A 16,310-nucleotide genomic window follows, 5' to 3' on the forward strand; every position below is an offset into this window, starting at 1 on the left:
GGCTGTGCCGGCGGACGTTTCTGGACACCGCGTTGTCGGAGGTCACGTCTAGGTTGATCCGCAAGATCCCTGGCGAGTGGCGTCAGGGGTATTCGGAGCGATCGTGGGGGTTGCCGTGCACTGGTGGAACAGGAAGCCCGGAGAGCGGGCGGAGTGGCTGCTTGAGCCACTGGTGAAAGTAGGGCCGCTGCGGTTCGGGATGAACCCAGACGAGGTGGCATCGGCCTTGGACGGAGCGGTTGCCCACGTCTCACAGGGGTTGGGCAGCGGCATCGGCTGGGGCTACTACACAGACTGGGGTGTGAGTGCGGTCTACGGCGAGGACAACCGCCTGGTCGCCGTAGCGATCGATGCGATGGATGGACCGTTGGTGCGCCTGCGGGACATCGACCTCATTGCCCGGGTGCCGTCCGAGGTGCGCGCAGACATTCAGGACCTCGCACTCCGGGAGGGGACTTCCGTACGAGTGAACTGGAGCGGTGATCCGGAAGTCGAGGCATGGGGGGTCTCCATGGGCGCCGCACAGGAGCAGGGGCTGACGCCCGAGGGGTACACACGGCGCCTGGACACGATGATCACCAACGCGCTGCTGGTTGGTCCCGAGCTGGCGAAGAATCCGTTCGGGTCCGAGCCGGTCATCCGTTGGCGCGACGTCCGTGACGAGCCTCCGAACGTTGGGGCGTGGCCAGTAAGAGCTCAGCAGGAGCGACAGCACTGGGACTGGACACCACTGGAGAGCGTCGGTCCGCTCAGGTTCGGTATGAAGCCGCAGGAGGTGGCTGCTGCGCTGAGCGAGGAGCCGACCACCCGCCATGGCCGCTATCCCTTCGGAACGCCTTGGGAAGGCCTGGGACAGTGGATCTTGAGTGAGGACCGCTTCGACCGCGTAGGCGTGACCGCTCACTACTCCAGTGGCTATAACTGGCCCCCAACCCTCGGCGCTGTCACCATTCACGGACGAACTGGGCCTCAGGTCGAGTTCGCGGGCATCCGACTGATCGGCATGACGGTTTCGGCCGTCGACACAGCCCTGATCCAGCACATCGAAGAACGAGATCTGGGGCTGGTGATCGGCTGTGGCGGCGATCTCGGCGTGGACGGCCTCAACATGTACGTCCGGGCCAGAAGGGACGGGGACACCGCGGTGAGTGAGGCCCGATTCTGCCAGGCGCAATGGGAGGACCACGGCTGATCCGCAAGGCGCCTTGATCGCTCCACGGTGTACCGCATCGTGCTCCTGGTCCCACGCTTCTACCCGCGGCCTGGGTGCCGGCTCACCTGGGCGTAGATGGCGACGCGCTCGCGAAGCCGGTCGTTGTCTTCCCGAAGGGCCTGGGCGGCGGCTTCGGCGTCGATGGCGCGGGCGTGACGATGCTGGTACGCGGGTGGGATGCCGTTCGCTTCGGACTTTCGGCGGACGAATTCTTCTTTGAGGTCAACGTACTTGTGCGTGAGGACCCATCGCTCGACGCCTGCCTCGGCGGCGAGTTGCAGCGTGGTGAGCGCCCCGGTGGACCGGGTTGGACGGCCGTCGAGGAGCCGTTGGATCGCTGCGGTGATGGCGTCGCGTTCGGCGTCGTGGCCAGTGGCCATCGTGGGGTTCTCCGGTCGAGCCGAGTTCTGCCTGGCCGTCCTGACCGGCGTCGTGGATCCGTTCAACGAGCGGATCGCAGGTTCAGAGCCGCACGTTTTCGTGGGCCGGCGCGACTTGTGACCAGCGGGCCGACTCGCGCGATCACCCGACCGTGCCGCTCCTCAGGTGCCGGTGGGGCGACTCACCTCATTGTGTCGGTCGTTGTCAGTCGCCGAACGGCATCCGGTCCTCGAACTCTTCCTCGTGGAAGGTTGGAGGCTCCCAGTTCCGAGATGCCGCCAGCTCTGCGAGGAGAGGTGGAATCTCCGCGTCATAGTGCTCGACGTAGTGCGGATAGCTACTGGGCCAGATCCAGACGCCATCCGTCATCAGCTTGAACGCGTCAGCGAACTCCCGATCGGGTGACAGTTCGTCACGCATGCCCATGCCCCCTACGAGGATCATGTACGAGGCTCTCAGATATCCGAGAATGCGACCCTTGTCCGGATGCGGCTTGAGGATCGAATCGTAGAGCGCCGGCTGCCCGGAGCGACCGAACTCGATGTCCGAATAGAAACCGACCGGAATCAGCCGGGCTTCGCCACTCATTTCTTGTTGCCTCCACGGGTGAACAGCCGCAATTCCTGCCTCGATCCGTCGTCCGGCAATCGAGGAGCGACACGGCCGCGCCCTCGCAGATGGTGTTGTTGGTGATGGACATCTTGCCGGAGCGGGAAGCGGACCACCGGCACGGCTCTGGTGGCCACCTCGTGGACGCGACCCTCCACTCCCTGGCCACGCCGCTGCCGCACGGCCCGGGCCCGCGTCCCGGCTGGGGGTCTCCCCGATGGCGGCCCGCTCCCGCTCCACCACCCCCACCGCGGCCCCCGGCGGGGGCCGGAGCCGCGGTACCTGCCCGCCGGCAGCAGCCCGCGCCCAGCAGGGGGAGCGGGGCATGTCGAGCCCGCCCCCCAAGACGCCGCTTCGCCTGCCTCGACGGCTGCCCCCGTTCGTGGCCGATACTTCTCGCATGGGGGATCACGACACCGTCCTGGTACGACTCCGCGCCGCTCTGTGCGCCGACGACCCGTGGACCGCGCTGTACTTGCTGAACACCGACCGGCCCGGCCCTCTCGCCGAGGCGGTCGAGGAGCTGTACCGATCGGACACGGACCGCACGGCCTTCCGCCCCTACCTCACCTGGCTCCTGCGAAGCCTCGGCGAGCCGGGCGAAGCGGTGCTGCTGCGGTTGTTGGCCACGCCCGAACTCTCCGGCGACGACCGCCAAGACCTCCTGAGGGCCGCTGTGGCGCGCGGGCTGCGACTGCCCGCCGAGCTCCTGCGTACCTACGCGCAGGACGCCCCCGCATCCAGTGGGGGCAGTGCCGGCACCGGCGGCTCGCCCGCCCCCGAGCTCGTCGACGCCATGGGGCTCTCCGGCGACCCGTCCTTCGCGCCGCTCCTCGGCACCCTCCTGGAGGACCCCGCCGCCCCGCGCTGCCGCGCCGCGCTCGCGCTGGGCCGCCTCGGTGCCCGCGCGTGGACGGCGCCGATCGCCAGGAACCTGTCCGAGGTGACCGGACTCGACCACACCGCGTTCACCGTCGCCCTGGAGCTGATGGGCGATCCCGCCGCAGTACCGCACCTGCTTCGATGGCTGGCCGAGAGCGGCGAGGAACGCGTGTACGACGTCCACCACGCACTCGTACGGCTCACCGGCCGCGACCCGCTTCTGCCCGAGCGGGCAAGCGGCGCGGCGTACGCGGCGGCCGTGCGCGCCGCCTGGGCCGACGGCCGCACCGAGCGCGCGCCCGCAGTGGTGCGGGACCTCGTGGTCGAGTCCGGCGCGCGGGCCCGGTTCTCCATCGACGAGGGCGCGGGCCGGATCCGGGTCGCCTTCGATCCGCCGTCGCCCGGCTCCTCCTGGCCGCGCTGGGACCGGTCCCTGACGTTCGACGGGAAACCGCTGTACCGGGTCGGCTCGTTGTGCGACACCTGCGAGCTGGGCCTGACCCTGCTGGGCTGGCCGGACGGCGAGCCGGCCCGGATCGCGGCCCGCATGCGCGGGCGACTGGCTGACCTGGATCGGCTCGACACCGCGCTGCTCGCCGAGTGGAGCCCCGTACTCGGCGAGTTGGAGACCGGTCATTACCGCGCGCTTCTCCTCGATCTTCCCCTGGAGCGGGTGGCCGACCCGGCCCGGTCGTGGTGGTACCGCCGTGCGGCCGCCAGGGCGGAGGCGGACGGCGAGGACGGCGACGGCCCCGACTGCGACCGTCCCGGGGACTACTGGCCCGGCGTCGCGCACTTCCAGCTCACCGCGCCCGTTCCGGGAGGCCGGGTGCCGTTCACCTACGGCGCCCTCCTGCCCTCGCAGCCGCCGGAAGCGTTCGACCCGGCGGCCGTCGCCCGGCACGCGGCCGCCGTAGCGGCGGGGGAGCGGCCCGCCGCGGTGGTCCTCGGCTGGATCGACGACCGGTACGTGGAGGCCCAGCACGAGGAGCGGTGGCTGGTCGGCACGATCCTGGACGGTCATCACCGGCTCGCCGCGTACGCGGCCGCAGGCGTGCCGGCCCGGGTGCTCCTGCTCGCCCGCGTGGGCGAGGGAAGTGGCGCGGACGGCGGCCTGGAGGGGCTGGCGGAGGTGGCCGCGGTGTACGGCTGCCGGGAGTGACGGCTGCGCAGCAGGTGGGCCGGAAGCGGGTGAGGTCCCGTAGCCGTCCGGCCACCGACCAGCCGTTGGCTGCCTCACCCGCCGGTCGGCGTTGAAGGACGTCTACACCGGTGGCGCTCTCGTGTGTCGTCGCGTACGTGGTCTACCGCCGCACACAGAGCCACCAGCACACCTCCTTGACGGGCGGGCCCGGCCGCGGAGACATGGTGGCCGCCCTGACGGCCGGCGCGGCCTTTGCGGCGAACGTCCCCATCCGGCATTTCCTGCACACCGGACCCGAGTTCACCGAGTCGGCGCTGCTGCTCGGAGTTGAGGCGGTCCCCGTTCCGGCGCTGTGAACCGAGCCACCGGCCGATGTCCTCCCCGTGCCGGCTTCGCACTGGTCCTTCTCGGCGCTGAACGGGTACCTGCCGCAGAGAGGCGCTCGTGTATGGCGTCGGTGTCTCGGACGAGGAGGACGCCTCCCTCGCCACCGGGCCTCGGCCGCGCCGGTCTGTCCGGGCGCGGTGCTGCGATGCGGCGGGCGCGGCGGTGACGCCGCGGGCCCGCCGCGGTCCGGGCTGCTCAGGCGGTGTCGAGTGCGGTGCGCAGGGTGGCGGTGGCGAGGTCGATGGCGGCTTGGGCGGCGTGGGTTTCGCGCAGGGTGTTGAGCATGACGAAGTCGTGGATGATGCCCTGGAAGCGGACGGCCGTGACGGGGACCGCGGCGGTGCGGAGCTTGTCGGCGTACGCCTCGCCCTCGTCGCGCAGGACGTCGGCCTCGGCGGTGATGACGAGGGCCGGGGGCAGGCCGGTGAGCTGGTCGGGGGTGGCGCGCAGCGGGGAGGCGGTGATCTCCGCCCGCTGGGCTTCGTCCGTCGTGTACTGGTCCCAGAACCACTGCATGCCGTCGCGGCGCAGGAAGTAGCCCTCGGCGAACTGGTGGTAGGAGCCGGTGTCGAAGGCGGCGTCGGTGACGGGGTAGAAGAGGACCTGCTGGCGCAGGTCCAAGCCGCCGCGCTGCTTGGCCATGAGGGTGAGGGCGATGCTCATGTTGCCGCCGACGGAGTCCCCGGCGACCGCGATCCGGGTGGCGTCCAGGCCGTGGCCGGCGCCGTCGGTGACGATCCAGCGGGCCACCGTCCAGTTCTGCTCGATGGCGACGGGGTAGCGGTGTTCCGGGGAGAGGCCGTATTCGGGGAAGACCACGGCCGCGCCGGTTCCCACGGCAAGTTCGCGCACGAGGCGGTCGTGGGTGCGGGCGTTGCCGAACACCCAGCCGGCTCCGTGGATGTAGACGATCACCGGGAGCGGCCCGGATGACCCGGTCGGGCGGACGATTCGCGCGCGGACCGAGCCGGTGGGGCCGCCGGGGACGGTCACCCACTCCTCGTCGACGGCGGGTTCGGCGATGTCACCGGACTGGACGTCGTCGACGGCCTCGCGGCCCTCGGCCGGCGGGATCTGGAACAGGAACGGCGGCTTTGCGGTGGCCTCCGCGAATGCGGCCGCGGCAGGTTCCAGGACCGGACGAGCACTCTTCTCAGTCATGTCGGACTCTCCAAGGCGTAGGGCGTCGAGGGATGGTGATCCTCGGTGGTCGTCGTGCCCGCCGCCCGGCAGGCACAACAGGAAGATAGTGCACGATTAAGTTGTGCACAACTTAATCGTGCACGCCGTGATCGCGCGTCTTCGAACACTAGGATGAGAAGCCGGGGATCCGAGCCGATGGAGCAGCGGACCAGGCGGAAGCAGAAGGAACCGGCGACATGGAGAAGGCGGCGACCGGGCGGGCGGAAGGCGACTCGCTCAGGCTGGAGGACCAGCTCTGTTTCGCCCTCTACGCCGCCTCGCGTGCGGTCACGGCGAGCTATCGGCCCCTGCTGGATCAACTGGGACTGACCTACCCGCAGTATCTGGTGATGCTCGCCCTCTGGGAGCGGGACTCCCTCTCCGTACGGGACCTGGGTGCCGCGCTTCAGCTGGAGTCCAGCACGCTCTCCCCGCTGCTCAAGCGCCTCGAAGCCAACGGCCTGGTCCTGCGCGAGCGGCGCGTGGACGACGAGCGTTCGGTCGCCGTGCGTCTCACCGAGGCCGGTGCGGCCCTTCAGGTCAAGGCCCGGACCGTTCCGCTCGCCATCGGCGATGCGATGAACCTGACTCCGGAACAGGACGCCACCGCCAGACACCTGCTCCGCCTGATCACGGCGAATGTCACCGCAGGTGAGCGCCGCTCTTGACCCCGGCCGCCGGGCCTTCGCCGAGCACGCGCTCCGCGACGGGGCCATCGGTCGGACGGGGCCTCAGCGGTCCGGTGCCTCCGGTGCCCGGCGCCCCCGGATCATGCGAACTGCAGGGGGGAGCAGTCATGCCGGCCCGGAGGCCGGGTGCCCCCTTGCGGGGCCACGGAAAGGTGACGTGGGCGTCAGGCCACCGGTGCGACAGGGGCGATGACGCGGCTGGTGTCGCCTCCCTGGATGCTGCCCAGGGATCCGGCGATCGCCTCATGGGGAACTCCGAGGGGCGCCGCGCTGACTTCCGACAGGCGGGCGAACTGCTCGGGGGTCAGCTGGATGTCCAGAGCGCCCAGATGGTGATCGAGCTGGGTGAGATCGCGCGGCCCGATGATCGGGATGAGCGAGGTCGCGGCCCGGGCGGCACGCTCCCGCACCCAGGCCACCGACACCTGGGCCGGCGTCACGCCGATCTCCTCGGCGATGGCCAGGACGGCATCGACGACGGCGGTCTTCTGGTCGGTGCTCTCCGTGTGGATGACCGCCCCCAGGTCGGTGAGGCGCCCCTTGGTGCTGCGGCGGGGTGTGCCTCGCGCCGCATTCGGAGAAGCGGCCGGCTTCTGCCTGACGCGCTCACGGTCTGCGGCCCAGGGCCCCGGCAGAGGTGAAGGTCTCCTTCACCAAGTTCCGTATCCGACGCCTCGCTCCACTCCGGCGAAATGGGCTCCGGTCCGCAGGGAGAGTTCTGAACTCCGGCCGCGGCGTCAGCCCGTGGCAGCCGCCAGGAGAAGGCCCTCGTAGATCGTCGGGTCGTCGGATTCGATCACCGGGAAGCCGACGCCGTAGGAGCCTTCCCAGCGCACGTCGATCCCGGGGTTGGCCCAGTCGCTGCCGTCGGGCAGGAACAGGTGCGGGCTGCAACTGACCGCCTCGGTACGGGCGACCGAGGTCTGGCCGGAGAGGTTGCTGCGGGCGCGGCCGTCGTCCAGGGCCTCCGCCAGCGCCGTCACGTCGACGACGCCGGTCTCCGCGGCCACGTCCAGGATGACCTTGCGGTGACTGACGGACCGCGATTCGGCCCAGAACGCCTTCCGCAGGCCGAGGTCGAGCTGTTCGGACGCGGCGAGGGACTGCTCCTTGGCGGCCTGGACCGCCTCCAGCGCGGGCAGCATGGTGGAGGGGTAGAGCCAGTCCTTGGCCTGCCAGAGCTGCCAGCCGGCCGCCGGCTCCAGACTGGCCATCCGGCCCACCTCGCTGTCGGTTCCGGGGCGGGGGCTGGGCGCGTCGTTGAGGAGCTCAAGGGGGAAGGCCCGCAGGTCGAAGCGGACTTGGGTTTCGAGTCCGAGCCGCTTGCGCGTGGCGTGCAGACGGTGCAGGGCGATGTGTGCGAACGAGCACCAGATGTCCGAGAAGACGGTGATGATGCCCGGCGGCGGTGTCAGGGATGCGGTGGTCAACGGTGGCTCCGAGGGGTTTCGAGGAAGTGGGGGAGTGATGGAGTGGTGGTTCAGGGCTCAGCAGTTGCCGAGGTTCGAGAGTTCAACGGCGGCTGAGGGTCGAGTGCCCGGACGGTCAGGGGGCGGCCCGGGCGCCGTGCGCGTCCAAGGCGGCTTCGAGGTCGACGTCCGAGCCCGGGAGCCAGGCCGGCAGGAACGGGATGCGGGCCATGGCCTCCATCAGGGCGGTGACCATCCGGCCCTCCACCGTCGGCCCGTGGGCGGACAGCAGTCGGGCCGGGGAGAGGGAGGACACCGACCGGACCGTGCGGAGGAACTTCTCCGCGTCGACGAGGGCCGTCCACGGGGCGATCGCCCGGTTCAGGACGTCGAAGCCCTCGAAGAATTCCTTGGCGTCGGCGTCACCGACGTGCTGCACGGTTTCAGGTAGGACGGTGCCGAAACTGTCCGAGCTGAAAAGCGTGCCGGCCTCGTGGTCGAACACCGCGAGCGTGCCCGGTGAGTCGAACGTGGGCGGCCGGTGGAAGCTGACGGTCCGGTCGCCGATCGATATCCGGCTCCCGGAGTTCACCGTCACGACCCGCCCACGCGGGATCTCGAATTCCTCGGACAGTCGGGTGAGTGATATCCCGTTCGTGACGATCTTGGCGCCGGGAGCGCGGTCGAGGATCCGCGTCAGGCTCCCGGTGTGGTCCCGGTCGTCATGGGTGATGGCGATCCACCGCAGATCGGCGGGGTCCACCAGGGACCACAGGGCCTCTTCGAACGCGTCCCGGTCCACGGGCATGCCCGCGTCCACCAGCATCGGCTGTTCACCACGCAGCAGGTAGGCGTTGACCGGTTGCATGCCTGAGTCGGGTATCGGCAGCGCAGAGGGCAGGGCGTGCAGTTCGGGCCCTACGGCGTAGGTCTCCAAGAGGAACAGCCTTCTCTGTCAGGGTCGTACGAGCGCGAGCTCAGACGAGTTGGATGGCCAGCGATCCGGCGAGCAGTAGGCCGAGTCCCGTCAGACGCGGCACGCTCAGCACCCGGGTCGGCAGCCGGAACATGCCCCGGTGGTCGATCAGGGCGGAGGTCAGCTGCTGGCCGGTCACGGTCAGCCCGACGGTCACCGCGGCGCCGATCTCGGGGATCAGCAGGAACGTGCCGGTGACGTAGCCCGCGGCGCAGGCTCCGCCGAGCCAGCCCCACCAGGGCATCGCCTTCAGCGGGGCCAGCTGCGGCCTGGGGGTCCTGCCCGTCAGGCGCAGCACCAGCAGGACGACGGTGATGGTGAGCGTGGCCACCGTGAAGCTGAAGGCGGCCACCGTGATCGGGGTGCCCAGACCATGCCGGAGCTCGGCGTTGACCGCGCCCTGAACCGGGAGCACACCGCCGGCGACGATGCCGAGGGCGATCCATCCGATCCGGCCCGGGCCCGACATCGTCGGGGCTCCGGGCGGGGCGGTCGCCTGCTGTCCCCGGATGATCACGATGATGCCCGCGAGGACCGCGAGGGCGCCGAGAGCGACGCCCGGGCTCAGGCCCTTCTTCTCCAGCCCGAGGAGGCCGCCCAGGTCGAGGGCCAAGGAGGAGAACATCTGCCCCGTGACGAACAGCCCGACCGAGGCCAGGGCCCCCAGCCGGGGGAAGAGCAGTATGCCGCTGGTGATGTAGAGGGGGCTCGCCAGGCCGCCCAGCAGCTGCCACCACTCGACGCCGGGGAGCTTCCCGAGTGCGCCGAGTGACCCGGTCGCTGCCGCCAGGACCACCAGGAGTCCGGCGGCCACGCCCAGTTGGACCGTGGAGGCGCCGTAAGGGGTTCCCACGGCCTTGTTCAGTTGCAGGTTGACCGATGCCTGGACGGCCAGGAGGCACCCCACCAGGAGGGCTGCCGCGAGCAGCGCAGCGTTCATCTCGTTCTCCCCCACATTAAACGGACGCTCGTCTCATTTAATGTAGCCCAGAGCCTCCTAAACGGACAAGCTGTCCACTTAAGTTTCTGGGAAGTAAGGTGACCTGCATGAGTAACGGCGACGAGCATCCCGCCCCGCAGGTGGTCCTCCGCAGTGACCTCCAGGCGGCACCCCGAGGCGCCACCGCACCCCGGCAGCGCGCCGACGCGCTGCGCAATCGCGCACAGATCCTCTCCGCCGCCGAAGCGCTCTTCACCGCACACGATCCGAGCACCGTGACGATGGAGCAGATCGCGAAGGCCGCGGGTGTCGGCCGCGCGACCCTGTACCGCGCGTTCCCCGACCCGCCCTCCGTCGCCACCGCCCTCCTGGACGAGCACGAACGCCGGCTACAGGGGCAGATGATCTACGGCCCCCCGCCGCTGGGGCCGGGCGCACCCCCCGCCGAACGACTGGCCGCGTTCTACATCGCCTACCTGGACCTGATCCGGCGGCACCTGCCCCTCGCGTTGGGCGCGGAAACCGGGCCCGCCCGCTACACCACCGGCGCCTACGGCTTCTGGCGCCTCCATGTGCGCACCCTGCTCATCGCCGGCGGATCCCCGGACCCCGACGCGCTCGCCGACATCGCCCTCGGCCCCTTGGCCCCGCAGCTCTACCACCATCAGCACAACACCCTGGGCATCCCCCACGAGCGCATCGCCCAGGCCCTCTCCGTGTTCGCCCGGAACCTCTTGGACCCCGGCCGGCCCTGAACCCGGACCGCCGGCACTGCGGGAGCTGCCGAGGGTGCGGGCGCGGCGCAAGCCAGGCCCGCCCCGAGCACATCAGCGCCGGAACGTAGGTGTCCGGGGTGCGGACGACCGGGGTGATCCTCGGGCGAGGCTGCTGTCCGGGCCCGACCGGCAGGTCGACAAGCCCAGGCTCGCCGACCCGCCGTGGCACAGCCGGCCGGTCGGGAACAGGAGGCTCAGCGCGCCAGCAGGTCCTGGATCGCCTCGGCGATCTCGTCGGGCGCCTCCTCGGCCATGAAGTGACCCGCTCGGGTCAGCCGGTGGTCCAGGTCCGGCGCCCACGCCTTCCATACCGCAGCGGCGTCGTAGCCCAGCTTCGCGCCCCAGTCCTGCTGGACGACCGTCACGGGCATGGCCAGCTGCGACCCGGCGTCCAGGTCCGCTTGGTCGTGCGTGACGTCGATGCCCGCCGAGGCCCGGTAGTCCGCGACGATCGATGTCACCGCTGCGGCGCTCGCCCGCAGGTACGCGGCACGCACATCCTCCGGTATGGCGGTCGGGTCGTTCGCCCAGGCATCGAGGAACGAGCCGAAGAACGCGTCCGCGCTGCCTTCGATCATCGCCTCCGGCAGGCCCGGCGGCTGCGCCATGAGGAAGAGGTGGTAGCCGACCGCTGCCGAGGCTCCGCGCAGGACGTTCCACATGTCGAGCGTCGGCACGATGTCAAGGATGCCCAGGTGCGTGATGGTCTCCGGGTGGTCCAGCCCCGCCCGGAAAGCGACCAAGGCGCCTCGGTCGTGACCGACGAGGGCGAAGCGCTCGTGGCCGAGGGCCGCCGCCAGGGTCACGGCGTCGGCGGCCATGGTGCGCTTGGCGTACACAGCGGGGTCGGTGGCCGCCGGCTTGTCGCTGGCGCCGTAGCCCCGCAGGTCAGGACAGATCACCGTGTGCTCGTCGGCGAGCCGCTCGGCTACGTGTCGCCACATCAGGTGCGTCTGGGGAAAACCGTGCAACAGCACGACCGGGCTGCCGCTGCCGCCGACAGCCGCAGCCAGCTCCACACCGTCCGCACCGGGCAGGCGGATGTGATCGAAGCCGGGAATGGTGAGCGTCATGAGGGACCATCCTCGTGGGTCGGGGACTTGACCGGATCAGCGTGGGCGACGGCGATCAGCACCCGATCAGTACGGTTGGGCGCAGGAGGACCCCGACACGGAGGATGGGGTCATGCGAATCGAAGTGCTCGGTGTGGTTCGGGCCCTCCACGACGACGGCAGCCCGGTTGACCTGCGCGGCCCCCGCCACCGTGAGGTACTCGCCGACGCGCTTGCCACCCTCCGCCGCGCCCGCACGATGCTCGTCGACCGACTCGGACTCGACCCCGGTGCCGATCTCCAGCGCCTGGAGACGGACATCCTCTCCGTCGCTGCCGCCTATCCGTCGTTCGGGTGTTCCTCGGCGCGGCGGGGCGCCTGCTGGAGGGCCGTGGCTGCACCGGGCCAGGCAGGGTCTTCCCGGGGGAAGAGGGCGGCCGCCCCGGTGATCTGCAGCAGGCGTCGGAGCTGGGGAGCGGGGTTCGCCAGATGGATGGTGGCGCCGGCCTCGACCGCTCGCAGCCGTGCGGCGAGGAGGGCGTTGAGCCCGGAGGAGTCGCAGAAGGTGACACGGCTGCAGTCGGCCACGACGCGGTCGGCCCGGGACGCGGCGACGAAGGTGAGAGCGTGCGCCAGAGCGCGGCTGAGCGACGGCGCGGTGTCGATGTCGATCTCGCCGACGGGCCGCACGAAGGCCGCGCGCCCGAAGACGTCGACAGCGGGCACTGCTTCGGTCTCCCGGTCGGGTCGGTGGGATCGCTCGGGGCGCTCGGACGCGGGGTACCTCCTCGGACTACGGCCTGCACGCCGCCCCGCCGCGGCGTGCGGGCGGGTTCAGGAGTTGCGCTGGTCGTTGCTGTCCTGACGGAGCCGGTCGGCGTGGCGGGTCACGGCGTCGATGCGGTCGGCGAGTTCGGCGTCGCCGGCTCCCAGGTGGGGTCGGGTGCCGGCCAGGGGGCCGATCAGGCCGGCGGCGTCGTCGCCGCCCAGGGCCTGGTTGAGTGCGCCGACGGCTGCCTCGGCGCCCGGGGCGAGGTCGCTGAGGGAGGTGACCTGGCCGGCGAGACGGCGCAGGTCGGCTACGTTGTCGCGGGCCCAGGCGGTGACGGTACGGTCGGCGGCACGCGCGTCGCGGGTGGCCTGCACGCGCTGCTCCCCGGTGCTCCCGGCTGCGCCGGGGCGCAGCCGCAGGTAGCGGCGTTCGGCTGCCTGGCGGCTGGCGACCCCGAGCGGCCCGGCGAGCTCGGCCCAGCTGGCGCCCTGGGTGCGGGCCGTTTCGATCAGGACGCTTTCCCAGCCGGCGAGCCGCTCCCGGATCTCGCGGAGCAGCTGCACGGCGGCCAGGGCCTGCTCCGGAGCAAAGCCTTCCGCCGTCGCGGCCGCCATCTCCCCGGCGGATGACCGGTGCGCCTTCTCGATGGCCTGGTGGATGACCTCCAGTGCTGCGGCGGCGTCCGGGGTGAGGATCGGTGGGACGGGGGGAGCGATCTCGTTTCACGACGCTTCCGAAAGCCTTGTCATCCATAAGGCGACATCCTGCTTGTCATCGTTTCGATGACATGTTACAACGGGAGCACGTTGAAGCGCATTGGCAGTTTCTGCCTGAACCAACTGGAGGTGTTTCGCGATGTTGATGCGCACCGACCCGTTCCGTGAGATGGACCGGATCGTCCAGCAGCTGTCTGGTACGTCCGGGACCTGGTCCAAGCCGTCGGTCATGCTGATGGACGCCTACCGCGAAGGCGACGTGTACGTCATCGCCTTCGACCTCCCCGGAGTGAGCCCCGAAGCGATCGACATCGACGTCGAGCGGAACATGCTGACCGTGAAGGCGGAGCGCCGACCGGCCGCCAAGGGCGACACCGTGCAGATGGAACTCTCCGAGCGGCCCCTGGGTGTCTTCTCCCGCCAGATCATGCTCGCCGACACCCTCGACACCGAGCGTATCCAGGCCGACTACGACGCGGGTGTCCTGACCCTGCGGATCCCGATCGCCGAGCGCGCCAAGCCCCGCAAGATCAGCATCGGCGGCGAGAGCGGCCGCAAGCAGATCTCCGGCTGACCCCCCGTACCAGCCGGCGGCGGAGGGCGGGGGAGAGCCGATTCCCCCCTCCGGCACCCCGCCCTCCGCACCCCTCTTCGGACCCCTTCACCCCTTTCCGGAGGTGATGTGATGTCGATGCGCAGGGAGGCGTTCCTGGCCCACGTCCAGGAACGAGGTGAGTACGAGACCTTGCAGGACGCCGACCGTGTGGCCCGCGTCGTCCTGGCACTGCTCGGCGCACACCTGGTGGGCACCGTGCGGGCCGAGCTCGCCGCCCGGCTCCCCGAGACGTACGCCCTGATCCTCCTGAACCCGTTGCAGGCGGCGGAGCCGCTCTCGCCGGAGCGGTTCGTCCGTGCGACCGCGGCCTGGATCGAGGGCGCCACGGAGAGGACGGCCCTGTGGGACATCGGCGCGGTCCTGTCCACCGCGGCCGCCGCCGCGGGTGACGTGCTGACCCGCGAGATCCTGCTCCAGCTCCCGCACGGCTACGACCTCCTCTTCGGCCACCCCCAGCCCACCTGACCCTCCATCCCAGCTGTCCACCGGCCGCAAGGCCGGACCCTTCGCAGAGAAAGGCAACCGCAGCCATGTACGACCAGCCTCGACCGAACCGGGCCGCCCCTGCCATGACGTTCGACCAGATGCTGGAACGCGTCCGCTACGAAGGCGCCCACCCCACCCGCGAACGCGCCGAGACGGCCGTCCGCACCGTCCTCGCCGCCCTCGGCCGGCAGATCACCGGCGACGAACGCGTCGACCTCGCCCAGTGTTTGCCCGTCGAGGCCGCCCTCACCCTGACCGCCCAGATCCCTGCCACCGAACACCTCACCGGCTGGGGCTTCGTCAAAGACCTGGCCGAACGCGCCGGCGCCACCCCGGCCGTCGCCCGCTGGGACACCGGCGCCGTACTCGCCGTCGTCGCCCGGCTCGCCGGACCCGACCTCCTCGCCCGGATCCTTCGCCGGCTCCCCGACGGCTACGCCCTCCTCTTCGGCCAGGCCGAACTGTGCCGGCCGCAGATGCGCGCCGTAGCCGCCTGAGGGTTTGGCACAGCACCCGGATGTACCGCGTGGCCGGGCCGCACGGAAGCCGGGCCACGCGCTCGAAGCACTCGGGTGGTGATGCCGTGACAGGACCCGCGACCCAGGTCCGTCCGATTGGGATTCCGCTTGTGTGGGCACACGCCCGCGCAAGCCATTCGTGCAGGGGAGGAACGCTTTCATGTCTCACGTCGCCACAGCCACCATTCCCGCCCGGGAGACCGCCCCGGACGCCTTCACCGGCGCCGAACCCGCGGTCGTCACCAGGCAGCCCGCGGGGCCCCTGCCGCAGATCGACAACGCCCGCGAGATGGCGCCCGCGGACGCGCGGGAGCTGTCGCGTCTGTTCCTGGTGCGGCTCAGGGAGCTGGAAGAGGGGACTCGCGAGTACCGGTACGCGCGTAACACCTTGATCGAGATGAACATCTCCCTCGTCCACTTCGCCGCTCGTCGGTTCACCGCCCGCATCAACGCCGGCATCGAGCCCGACGACATCGTCCAGGTCGGCACGATCGGGCTGATCAAGGCCATCGACCGCTTCGACCCCGACCGCGAGGTCGAGTTCTCCACCCTCGCCCTCCCCTACATCACCGGTGAGATCAAGCGGTACTTCCGCGACACCACCTGGGCCGTGCACGTCCCCCGCCGCCTGCAGGAACTCCGCCTCGAACTCGCCAAGGCCCAGGAGGCACTCACCGAGGTTCTCGGACGTGCACCGAGCGTCAAGGAGATAGCCGAGCACCTCGAACTCCCTGAGGAAGAAGCCATCGAGGGACTGGTGGCCGCCAATGGCTACACCAGCGACTCCATCGACTCCTCCACCGGAGTCCCGGACCGCACAACCGTCCACCGCGATGGCCGGCCGCTGAGCGAAACGGTCGGTGACATCGACCCTGCCATGGGCCTCTTCGAGGACTTCCACACCCTCGCGCCCCTCCTGCGCGAACTCGACGAACGTGACCGCGAGATTCTCCGGATGCGCTTCGCCCAGGAGATGACCCAGTCCGAGATGGGTGTCGAACTCGGCATCTCCCAGATGCAGGTATCCCGCCTGCTCACCCGCATCCTGGCGCGCCTGCGCAGCGGCATGCTCACCGCCTAGACAGACCGTGAACCGCAGTCCCCGTCCGGCACTGTACGAGACAGATCCCGATCGTCGCCGGACGGGCCTTGAACCACCCCAGATCCCCGCTCGGTATGTGCACGAACGGCTCCGCCACACGGCGGGTGTGCGACCCGCACGGCCGGCACGGCGGCTACTTCCACGACGCCTTCCCCATGGACGCCAAGCGCTTGGGCTTTCCTCGGGGGCAGAGTCGGCGGCCACGGGTCGGACAGCGCGCAGGGTGTAGTCAGGTAGGCGAAGCGCGCACACGACAGGGCCGGGACCATCCTGCGGTCCCAGCCCTGCGGCATGACGATCAGGGCTTGAAGACGTCCTTGACCTTCTCCTTGGCCTCGCGGGCGTCGCCCTTGGCCTGCTCGACCTTCGCCTCGGCCCTCTGCTCACCAGACACAGCTGATCACTCCCTCTTCGGTGGGAACGCCCGACACCATCCCGTATGGCCGCTGGGAACTCTCGT

At 70.5% G+C, this 16,310-nt stretch carries 19 protein-coding genes and 2 pseudogenes; 10 read left to right on the forward strand and 11 right to left on the reverse strand.

The annotated features are described in order from the left end of the window. The first annotated feature begins 115 nt into the window (after positions 1–115). A complete protein-coding gene (locus tag ACWG52_RS35570) occupies positions 116–1,192 on the forward strand; it encodes a hypothetical protein (RefSeq protein ID WP_453127025.1) in 1,077 nt (358 codons plus the stop codon). A 59-nt stretch (positions 1,193–1,251) separates the two neighbouring features. Here ACWG52_RS35570 and ACWG52_RS35575 read toward each other — a convergent pair whose 3' ends face one another. Continuing rightward, positions 1,252–1,593 carry a hypothetical protein gene (locus ACWG52_RS35575; RefSeq protein ID WP_389806793.1) on the reverse strand — a complete coding sequence of 114 codons (342 nt, stop codon included), beginning with the start codon at positions 1,591–1,593 and terminating at the stop codon, positions 1,252–1,254. Positions 1,594–1,798: 205 nt separating this feature from the next. Beyond that, positions 1,799–2,182 (reverse strand): hypothetical protein, encoded by a 384-nt coding sequence (locus ACWG52_RS35580; RefSeq protein WP_389806792.1) that lies wholly within the window; start codon positions 2,180–2,182, stop codon positions 1,799–1,801. Between the two features lie 421 nt (positions 2,183–2,603). On the opposite strand from ACWG52_RS35580, the gene ACWG52_RS35585 reads away from it, so the two are divergent. Together ACWG52_RS35585 and ACWG52_RS35590 are read left to right on the forward strand one after the other, a co-directional pair. Beyond that, positions 2,604–4,247 (forward strand): HEAT repeat domain-containing protein, encoded by a 1,644-nt coding sequence (locus tag ACWG52_RS35585; protein ID WP_389806791.1) that lies wholly within the window; start codon positions 2,604–2,606, stop codon positions 4,245–4,247. A 110-nt stretch (positions 4,248–4,357) separates the two neighbouring features. Then, the gene (locus ACWG52_RS35590) at positions 4,358–4,585 is read left to right on the forward strand and encodes a hypothetical protein (protein WP_453127028.1); all 228 of its coding nucleotides are present in this window, start codon (positions 4,358–4,360) and stop codon (positions 4,583–4,585) included. 226 nt (positions 4,586–4,811) lie between these two features. Here ACWG52_RS35590 and ACWG52_RS35595 read toward each other — a convergent pair whose 3' ends face one another. Further along, positions 4,812–5,777 (reverse strand): alpha/beta hydrolase, encoded by a 966-nt coding sequence (locus ACWG52_RS35595; protein ID WP_389806789.1) that lies wholly within the window; start codon positions 5,775–5,777, stop codon positions 4,812–4,814. 218 nt (positions 5,778–5,995) lie between these two features. On the opposite strand from ACWG52_RS35595, the gene ACWG52_RS35600 reads away from it, so the two are divergent. Then, positions 5,996–6,466 (forward strand): MarR family winged helix-turn-helix transcriptional regulator, encoded by a 471-nt coding sequence (locus ACWG52_RS35600; protein WP_390168139.1) that lies wholly within the window; start codon positions 5,996–5,998, stop codon positions 6,464–6,466. A 185-nt stretch (positions 6,467–6,651) separates the two neighbouring features. Here the strand turns inward: ACWG52_RS35600 and ACWG52_RS35605 are convergent, their stop codons facing one another. From ACWG52_RS35605 to ACWG52_RS35620, 4 genes are all read right to left on the reverse strand, one after another. After that, positions 6,652–7,122, reverse strand: a complete 471-nt coding sequence (locus tag ACWG52_RS35605) for an aldo/keto reductase (protein ID WP_389806908.1) — start codon at positions 7,120–7,122, stop codon at positions 6,652–6,654. A 102-nt stretch (positions 7,123–7,224) separates the two neighbouring features. Continuing rightward, the gene (locus ACWG52_RS35610) at positions 7,225–7,917 is read right to left on the reverse strand and encodes a DsbA family oxidoreductase (RefSeq protein ID WP_453127030.1); all 693 of its coding nucleotides are present in this window, start codon (positions 7,915–7,917) and stop codon (positions 7,225–7,227) included. 115 nt (positions 7,918–8,032) lie between these two features. Beyond that, positions 8,033–8,833, reverse strand: a complete 801-nt coding sequence (locus ACWG52_RS35615) for an oxygen-binding di-iron domain-containing protein (protein ID WP_389806786.1) — start codon at positions 8,831–8,833, stop codon at positions 8,033–8,035. 40 nt (positions 8,834–8,873) lie between these two features. Beyond that, a complete protein-coding gene (locus tag ACWG52_RS35620; RefSeq protein ID WP_390168142.1) occupies positions 8,874–9,812 on the reverse strand; it encodes a DMT family transporter in 939 nt (312 codons plus the stop codon). Between the two features lie 107 nt (positions 9,813–9,919). Here ACWG52_RS35620 and ACWG52_RS35625 point away from each other — a divergent pair, with 107 nt between their 5' ends. Continuing rightward, a complete protein-coding gene (locus tag ACWG52_RS35625) occupies positions 9,920–10,567 on the forward strand; it encodes a TetR/AcrR family transcriptional regulator (protein WP_453127032.1) in 648 nt (215 codons plus the stop codon). A 215-nt stretch (positions 10,568–10,782) separates the two neighbouring features. On the opposite strand, the gene ACWG52_RS35630 is transcribed toward ACWG52_RS35625, so the two are convergent. Further along, on the reverse strand, positions 10,783–11,661 hold the full coding sequence (locus ACWG52_RS35630; RefSeq protein WP_453127034.1) for an alpha/beta fold hydrolase: 879 nt from the start codon (positions 11,659–11,661) through the stop codon (positions 10,783–10,785). Positions 11,662–11,863: 202 nt separating this feature from the next. On the opposite strand from ACWG52_RS35630, the pseudogene ACWG52_RS35635 reads away from it, so the two are divergent. Next, positions 11,864–11,974, forward strand: a pseudogene (locus ACWG52_RS35635) (BTAD domain-containing putative transcriptional regulator); the annotation flags it as partial. Between the two features lie 5 nt (positions 11,975–11,979). Here the strand turns inward: ACWG52_RS35635 and ACWG52_RS35640 are convergent. Beyond that, positions 11,980–12,366 (reverse strand): STAS domain-containing protein, encoded by a 387-nt coding sequence (locus ACWG52_RS35640; RefSeq protein ID WP_453127035.1) that lies wholly within the window; start codon positions 12,364–12,366, stop codon positions 11,980–11,982. 108 nt (positions 12,367–12,474) lie between these two features. Beyond that, positions 12,475–13,026, reverse strand: coding sequence for an HSP18 transcriptional regulator (locus ACWG52_RS35645; RefSeq protein WP_453127037.1), 552 nt, complete (start codon positions 13,024–13,026; stop codon positions 12,475–12,477). Positions 13,027–13,267: 241 nt separating this feature from the next. On the opposite strand from ACWG52_RS35645, the gene ACWG52_RS35650 reads away from it, so the two are divergent. The 4 genes from ACWG52_RS35650 (at position 13,268) to ACWG52_RS35665 (ending at position 15,829) form a co-directional block, all read left to right on the forward strand. Further along, complete coding sequence (locus ACWG52_RS35650) at positions 13,268–13,702, forward strand: Hsp20/alpha crystallin family protein (protein WP_453127039.1); 435 nt, start codon at positions 13,268–13,270, stop codon at positions 13,700–13,702. 111 nt (positions 13,703–13,813) lie between these two features. Beyond that, positions 13,814–14,209, forward strand: a complete 396-nt coding sequence (locus tag ACWG52_RS35655) for a DUF2267 domain-containing protein (protein ID WP_389806780.1) — start codon at positions 13,814–13,816, stop codon at positions 14,207–14,209. Between the two features lie 65 nt (positions 14,210–14,274). Continuing rightward, positions 14,275–14,727 carry a DUF2267 domain-containing protein gene (locus tag ACWG52_RS35660; protein WP_389806779.1) on the forward strand — a complete coding sequence of 151 codons (453 nt, stop codon included), beginning with the start codon at positions 14,275–14,277 and terminating at the stop codon, positions 14,725–14,727. A 181-nt stretch (positions 14,728–14,908) separates the two neighbouring features. Beyond that, positions 14,909–15,829 (forward strand): SigB/SigF/SigG family RNA polymerase sigma factor, encoded by a 921-nt coding sequence (locus ACWG52_RS35665; RefSeq protein WP_389806778.1) that lies wholly within the window; start codon positions 14,909–14,911, stop codon positions 15,827–15,829. Positions 15,830–16,148: 319 nt separating this feature from the next. Here ACWG52_RS35665 and ACWG52_RS35670 read toward each other — a convergent pair. Beyond that, positions 16,149–16,247 (reverse strand): annotated as a pseudogene (locus ACWG52_RS35670) (CsbD family protein); the annotation flags it as partial. Positions 16,248–16,310 lie beyond the last annotated feature (63 nt).

This window comes from Streptomyces sp. CLCI03, assembly GCF_053615355.1.

Excerpts from the sequence above, each read along its gene's own strand:
- ACWG52_RS35595 (WP_389806789.1), bottom strand. The coding sequence starts at position 5,777 with ATGACTGAGAAGAGTGCTCGTCCGGTCCTGGAACCTGCCGCGGCCGCA.
- ACWG52_RS35660 (WP_389806779.1), top strand. The coding sequence starts at position 14,275 with ATGTACGACCAGCCTCGACCGAACCGGGCCGCCCCTGCCATGACGTTC.
- ACWG52_RS35650 (WP_453127039.1), top strand. The coding sequence starts at position 13,268 with ATGTTGATGCGCACCGACCCGTTCCGTGAGATGGACCGGATCGTCCAG.
- ACWG52_RS35655 (WP_389806780.1), top strand. The coding sequence starts at position 13,814 with ATGTCGATGCGCAGGGAGGCGTTCCTGGCCCACGTCCAGGAACGAGGT.
- ACWG52_RS35575 (WP_389806793.1), bottom strand. The coding sequence starts at position 1,593 with ATGGCCACTGGCCACGACGCCGAACGCGACGCCATCACCGCAGCGATC.
- ACWG52_RS35585 (WP_389806791.1), top strand. The coding sequence starts at position 2,604 with ATGGGGGATCACGACACCGTCCTGGTACGACTCCGCGCCGCTCTGTGC.
- ACWG52_RS35620 (WP_390168142.1), bottom strand. The coding sequence starts at position 9,812 with ATGAACGCTGCGCTGCTCGCGGCAGCCCTCCTGGTGGGGTGCCTCCTG.
- ACWG52_RS35580 (WP_389806792.1), bottom strand. The coding sequence starts at position 2,182 with ATGAGTGGCGAAGCCCGGCTGATTCCGGTCGGTTTCTATTCGGACATC.
- ACWG52_RS35600 (WP_390168139.1), top strand. The coding sequence starts at position 5,996 with ATGGAGAAGGCGGCGACCGGGCGGGCGGAAGGCGACTCGCTCAGGCTG.
- ACWG52_RS35665 (WP_389806778.1), top strand. The coding sequence starts at position 14,909 with ATGTCTCACGTCGCCACAGCCACCATTCCCGCCCGGGAGACCGCCCCG.
- ACWG52_RS35645 (WP_453127037.1), bottom strand. The coding sequence starts at position 13,026 with ATGGCGGCCGCGACGGCGGAAGGCTTTGCTCCGGAGCAGGCCCTGGCC.
- ACWG52_RS35625 (WP_453127032.1), top strand. The coding sequence starts at position 9,920 with ATGAGTAACGGCGACGAGCATCCCGCCCCGCAGGTGGTCCTCCGCAGT.
- ACWG52_RS35630 (WP_453127034.1), bottom strand. The coding sequence starts at position 11,661 with ATGACGCTCACCATTCCCGGCTTCGATCACATCCGCCTGCCCGGTGCG.